Origin of the sequence: Protofrankia sp. Cj3 (genome assembly GCF_917627355.1) — a bacterium.
Lineage (GTDB): Bacteria > Actinomycetota > Actinomycetes > Frankiales > Frankiaceae > Protofrankia.
In genome coordinates, this window is sequence record NZ_CAKJTR010000063.1 from 1 (window position 1) to 5,591 (window position 5,591).

At 63.9% G+C, this 5,591-nt stretch carries 4 protein-coding genes; all 4 read right to left on the reverse strand.

Going from position 1 to position 5,591, the window contains the following annotated elements:
• The coding region (locus tag MJ783_RS10880; protein WP_239310280.1) for an FAD-dependent oxidoreductase at positions 1-1,066 on the reverse strand (1,066 nt) is incomplete at its 3' end.
• Positions 1,067-1,414: 348 nt separating this feature from the next.
• Positions 1,415-2,698: a hypothetical protein gene (locus MJ783_RS10885; protein ID WP_239310281.1), complete on the reverse strand. Its 1,284-nt coding sequence runs from the start codon at positions 2,696-2,698 to the stop codon at positions 1,415-1,417.
• A 1,010-nt stretch (positions 2,699-3,708) separates the two neighbouring features.
• Positions 3,709-4,236 (reverse strand): methylated-DNA--[protein]-cysteine S-methyltransferase, encoded by a 528-nt coding sequence (locus tag MJ783_RS10890; protein WP_305039304.1) that lies wholly within the window; start codon positions 4,234-4,236, stop codon positions 3,709-3,711.
• Positions 4,237-4,377: 141 nt separating this feature from the next.
• Positions 4,378-5,454 carry a phosphotransferase enzyme family protein gene (locus MJ783_RS10895; RefSeq protein WP_239310282.1) on the reverse strand — a complete coding sequence of 359 codons (1,077 nt, stop codon included), beginning with the start codon at positions 5,452-5,454 and terminating at the stop codon, positions 4,378-4,380.
• Between the last annotated feature and the right edge of the window lie 137 nt (positions 5,455-5,591).

Sequence of the window (5,591 nt, forward strand, 5' to 3'; positions counted from 1 at the left end):
GACCATAACGGACGGGTTCGATATGGGTGTCCGCCGCCGGATAAAAGGATGACGTAATCGCCACCCCGCGAGCGAGCCGCTTGTCCGGTCGGAATCTGGTGGCGCCGATAATGGATTCCGAATTCGTGCGGGTCAGCTCGCCGACCCGGGACGACAGCGCCGGTAGCACGCCGGTATCCCGCATGGCTAGCAGGAGGCGCACGGTACCGAGCACCCCACCCGCGAATACGACCTGGTCCGCATGCCACCTCCGCTGTCCCCGGCTGACCCAGGAACCGGTGCGGACCGTACTGACTTCATAACCTCCGGTCGCCAGCGGACGAACCGCCTCAGCCTGGGTGTCGGGGAAAACCCGGACGCCCAGTTTCTCAGCCAGGTAAAGATAGTTGTAGTCGAGGGTGTTCTTCGCGTTCCAACGGCAACCGGTCATGCATTCACCGCATTCACGGCAGCCGGTACGGGTCGGCCCGGCACCTCCGAAATAGGGGTCCGCGACCTCGACACCGGGCTCCTTCTTACCGGCCCGGCCGAAAAAAACGCCCACGTCGGCCAAACGGAATGTATCGCCGGCACCCATTTCCTCGGCGACCGCCCGGTACACCTCGTCAGTATGGGTGGTCGTCGGGTTGGGTACCACCCCGAGCATCCGCTCAGCCTGGTCGTAGTAGGGCGCGAGCTCCTGTCGCCAATCGGTGATATGACTCCACTGACGATTGGCGTAGAAAGCGTCCAGTGGACGGTAGAGCGTGTTCGCGTAAACAACCGAACCACCACCGACAGCCGCCCCGGAAAGAACGAGGAGACGGCCGATCATATTAATTTTCTGAAATCCGTGGCAACCAAGTCGAGGCGCCCATAAATAACGACGAATTCTCCAGTTCGTTCGAGGGAGGGCAGCCGGGGGGAATCGCCGGCCGGCCTCCAGGACAACGACACGGTAGCCTTTTTCCGCAAGCCGGAGAGCGGTAACGCTTCCGCCGAAGCCAGAGCCGATCACAATCACGTCGGCGGCCAGCTCCGCACTCTCGTCACGTGCGGAGGTACTCGACCAGGGTCGCTGGGTCATCCTCGCCTCCGGCATGCCACCTTCCCACCTCCCGCAAACCGCCCCGTCCGGTGCCCGGCGGCTGACCCCCTGGATATCACCTGAACAGACCGCACCGCCATGCATGACCCGCCGGCCGCAAGCAGGGCCATGCTTTTCTGCGTACCCACAGAGAACCTCGCGACCGCTCAGTGGTCGGCGCTGGAAGTTCTTCGGGGGCTGTCGGATGCCAGGTGGATGCGTCGCGAGGCGGACCAGGCCCCGGTTAACGGTGTCCTACCTGGGCTGACGACAACGACGCGAGGTGCGTGCCTGGCCCCGCGACGCCGCGCGTCCCTATTGCCGGTCGCTCTAAGGCTGGCTGTCTCGCTAGGCCGCGCCGCTAGCTCGCTCGGGGCGCATACGAGCCTGTGCGCTCCCGGCGGCAGCCGCCTGCTCAATCGCGGCAAGCCCCGGCACGACCATAGCCTCCTGTCCCGTGGCGGCAGGGGCTGGAGCCCGCTGTGTGGTGGCGGCCGGAGCCGCCACCCACGAACGGCATGATCTGCACAGACATTCCGAGGACGACGCAGGCAAATGATCAAGACGGCGAAGCAAATGATCTACAGGATCGTCAACCCGGCCAGCTCCGAGACTTGGTCCGATGGTGTCCACCAGATGCATGGCCAGTTCCGCCGCACTCCACGAACCAACAGTGAGAATTCGGGCCAGCTGGTCACTGGCTGCGATAAGGGTTTCAGGATCGCGTCGTATCGCACGGGCCAGAGTCGCGACGACCTGTTTGGCAACGTCGGCAGCAAGATCCTTCGGTGTCACCGGCAGCGCCCGCTCGGATCCGGTGACAGGGGGCGTGGCAGGGGGCGTGACAGCGGTGATCGGCGGCGCGAGCGGAGCGGATGGGGCGGTGACAGGAGACTCTGCCGGCTCTCGCGTCGGTAGCAGGCCAGATGCCACCGCCGAGGGGTTTTCGATCACTGTCAAGGCCCTGGCCATAGCCATACCGGTGACGCGGGCCCGGCGCCGGGCCGCGGCGCTCGGCCTGTCCGAGGAAGTCTGTGTGCCGCCCTGCCGCCGCAGCGGCCCAGTGCCGGTGGATACGCCGCCAGCTATCGGGGCGGGGGTCCGCGATGCCGATCCGCCAACCAGGGTAGCCGGCTTGGCGGTTGGCTTGGCGGTTGGCTTGGCGGTTGATGCCCGCAGCGCAGGGGCCGGCTCCGCGGACGCGGTCGCCCGGACCGCGTCGGACATGCTCAACGCAAAACTCGCGGGGCGGCGAACAGCCGGCCGGACCAGACCGATCAGCCAGCCGAGGCTACGCAACAGCCGGATCTGGCGTTGCACGTGGGTGCGGCTGTAACCGGTTTCGGTGGCCAGTGTCACAAGCCCGGGAGAACAGACCGCGGCGGGTCCGGGCAACGCCGGATTGGCCAGCTCGCAGCTCGGCACATCCACCGCGTGGCTGGCAAGAGCCAACGCGACGAGCTTTGCGGCACGTGGGAGACACGAGCGCAGCACCGCACGCTGCCAGGCGGTCCGATCCGCCACTGGCGTCCCGGAGTCGGATATGGGCAGGAGTACCAGGGCGCCGGGAATCGCCAGCTGTGTCCCAGCGTGAGCGTTGGTGAGCAACGCCTGCTGGATGTCGTCGACCACATTCCTCCTTCCGCAGTGGTGGTGCACGCGCCGCAGGGTAATGCACGCGGCGGGACCCGCGAGGCACCTGTCGGCGGCACCGAATTCCTTACCAGGAGTGTTCGTTGGCACGGTAAGAGGCTTCTCTGAGGACGTCGCCCAACCGCGTCCCAGCACGGTACCCCCTGGACACAGGGGAGCATGCGCCCCTCAACCGCCGTTGACACACGAAGACAACATGACTTCATGATGTCGTTGTGTCACTATTGGGTAATTGATCGTGTGTTGTAAGTAAAAATCACTGCCGCAGACAACTGGCGGGAACAGCCGTCCCGGGCCTCCAGTGGAGGGCCAGCGGGACTCCCATAAGAGCGCCCGGCAATAGGGGTGTGGATCAAGGAGCGGAGCTGGGGTGCGTGCATCGCGAGGCGACGGAGGCAGACACCGGAGGTGGTGGGTGGCGACCGACGAGCCGGGGTACCCGTGCATCGCGCAGCGATGGACGGGGAGCGATGCGGCGAGGTGCGTGCCCTGGCCCCGCGACGCCGCGTCCCCTATTGCCGGTCGCTCTAAGACGCCTGAACAGCGCGAGAAGACCTGCGAGCACCGTCCGGATCGCAGCGGACGAGCAGCCGACGCGTCCACGCGACCCGACGGCCCAGAGGCAGCGGCCAGAGTCCACCACCCGACACCCTGACGAGCCCACCGCGGACCCACATAGCTGCCGGCCCGTACGCGGAACCGCCAACGACACCGACCGCATCACATTTTCACAAATAATTATGATTAATCAATGAAACGTTACGCGACGAAACACGAAATACATCACATCGATCATGCTTTACGGCCTGCTTCGGAAGCCGTCATTCGATCAGGAAGCCGGACAGATGACTTCCGAAACACGCCCTGGCGACCGGCAACAAGGGAGGCTGCATCGCGGGGCTGGGGCACGCGCCTCACCTCATTATCATCGGTCGAAGCACAACACCAGAGCGCACCCCAACCCCACTCCTTGAGCTACACCCCTATTGTCAGGCGCTCTTGAACCGTTCCAGACTCAGCTGCCCATCACGAGCAAGAGTCCGACGCTCAAGATCAAGAAGGTGCCGCTTGCGGCCGATCCCACCCGAGTAACCGGTCAGCGCTCCGCTGGAACCGATCACCCGATGGCAGGGAATGACGATGGGAAGCGGATTACGGCTGTTGGCGAGCCCGACCGCGCGGAAGGCCGACGGCCGGCCGACAGCCGCGGCAATCTCGGCGTAGCTACGGGTTGCGCCATAAGGGATAGCCGCCACAGCTTCCCACACCGCCTGCTGGAACGGTGTGCCGGCCGGACGCAACGGTACGTTGAAGGCGGTCCGATCGCCCATGAAGTAGGCTTCGAGCTGCTCGATCGCGTCACGGAACGCAACTGGATCGGACTCAAGACCGTCCGGCCAGGGCGCGGCGGCATCCGGCTCGTTCATATGGATGGCACACAGCGCGACGCCATCACCGACAAGCAGCAACGGACCCAGCGGAGAAGTCATCTTGGCCTGTCGAGTGACGCTGTCCACGCGCGCTGACACTACCTTTCGAATACTACACAGAGAAACGATTCTGTCACAACGCGGCCTGAATAATCAGGCGGCGGGCCGAAGGAGCTTGATCGAGTTCAGTCTGAACACAGCCACCTGATCACAACCACGAGTGACGCATCAACATTTTCCGCACAGGTAGTCATCGGCAAGATCACACGAGACCACGGCGTACTCCTTCACGCTGTCAACCGCCTCAGCCTCCGGATGCGAGCCCAGCCAGGCCAGCAGCAGCAGCCGGCGCAGCAGGATGAAGGTCGCCATCATCGCCTCCTCCTCAGCCGACACCGACCGGTGTCGCCGGTAGGAGGTAAGCCACGCGTCCACCAGGTCACCAACCTCTGGCAGGTGTTCGATAAACGATAATGATGCAGCAAGATCATAAAGGTACCAGGTGAACCCGCAGTCGTCGAAATCGATAACTGTGAGCTCGTCCAGTCGTTCGTTGACCAGTAGATTCGCCAGCCTCATGTCAGCATGGACAAGCCCGAACCGATCGGCACCGCGGCCGAACCGGTCGATCCGACGGCGGATCTCGACAGCGGCCCGGGTCAGGAGTGCGACACAAGCCGGGTCAGCATCGGGCACGCTGTGCCGCCCGGTTCCATGCGGCTCGGTTCCATGCGGCCCGGTCCCGACAGCCGCACGCATACCGTCACGCCAGCTACCCCACCGGCCGCCCGCCCCCAGCGTTGTTCGCCATGTCCACTCAAAACGGGTGAAGCCGCTTGGACGCCGCCACACCCGGGCATGTTGATGGAGGAGTGCCGCGACCTCACCGAGTTCGGCAAACCTGCGTATGAGGCCCACGGTGTCCGACTGCTTCGGCGACGATCCTTCCACCCAGTCGAACAACACCGCGTAGCGCGGTTTCGCACAGACACCCGCAGCGGCCGGATCAGGCTCGATCATGCAAACCAGATCACCGCGACGAGTCGGCACGACCGACGGCGTGCGCACCACACCATCATGCCGTAACGCCTGCGTCCAGAGCAGCTCGGAGTTGATCTCTTCAAAGTGAAGATACCCGGGACGATGTAGCCGCAGTGCCCAGCGACGGCCCGTAGAGTGATCATCAATCTGGTAAGTGGCATTCTCCGAAACACACAGGAAGCTCACGGTGGGCGAAAAACCACAATCATAATTGGCAAGAACGCCCTCGATCATTACATTCGTCTGGTTTTGGTCAAACAGCACGAAATTTATCATAATCGCACCAGGCAATGTCCTGGGTAACAGGCCACGCGGCATGGCAAAAAAGATCAACATGAGAACGCGCGGAGGACCATACCCAGGCACCCGCTCGGCCCGTCTCATGACGTCCAACGCCGACC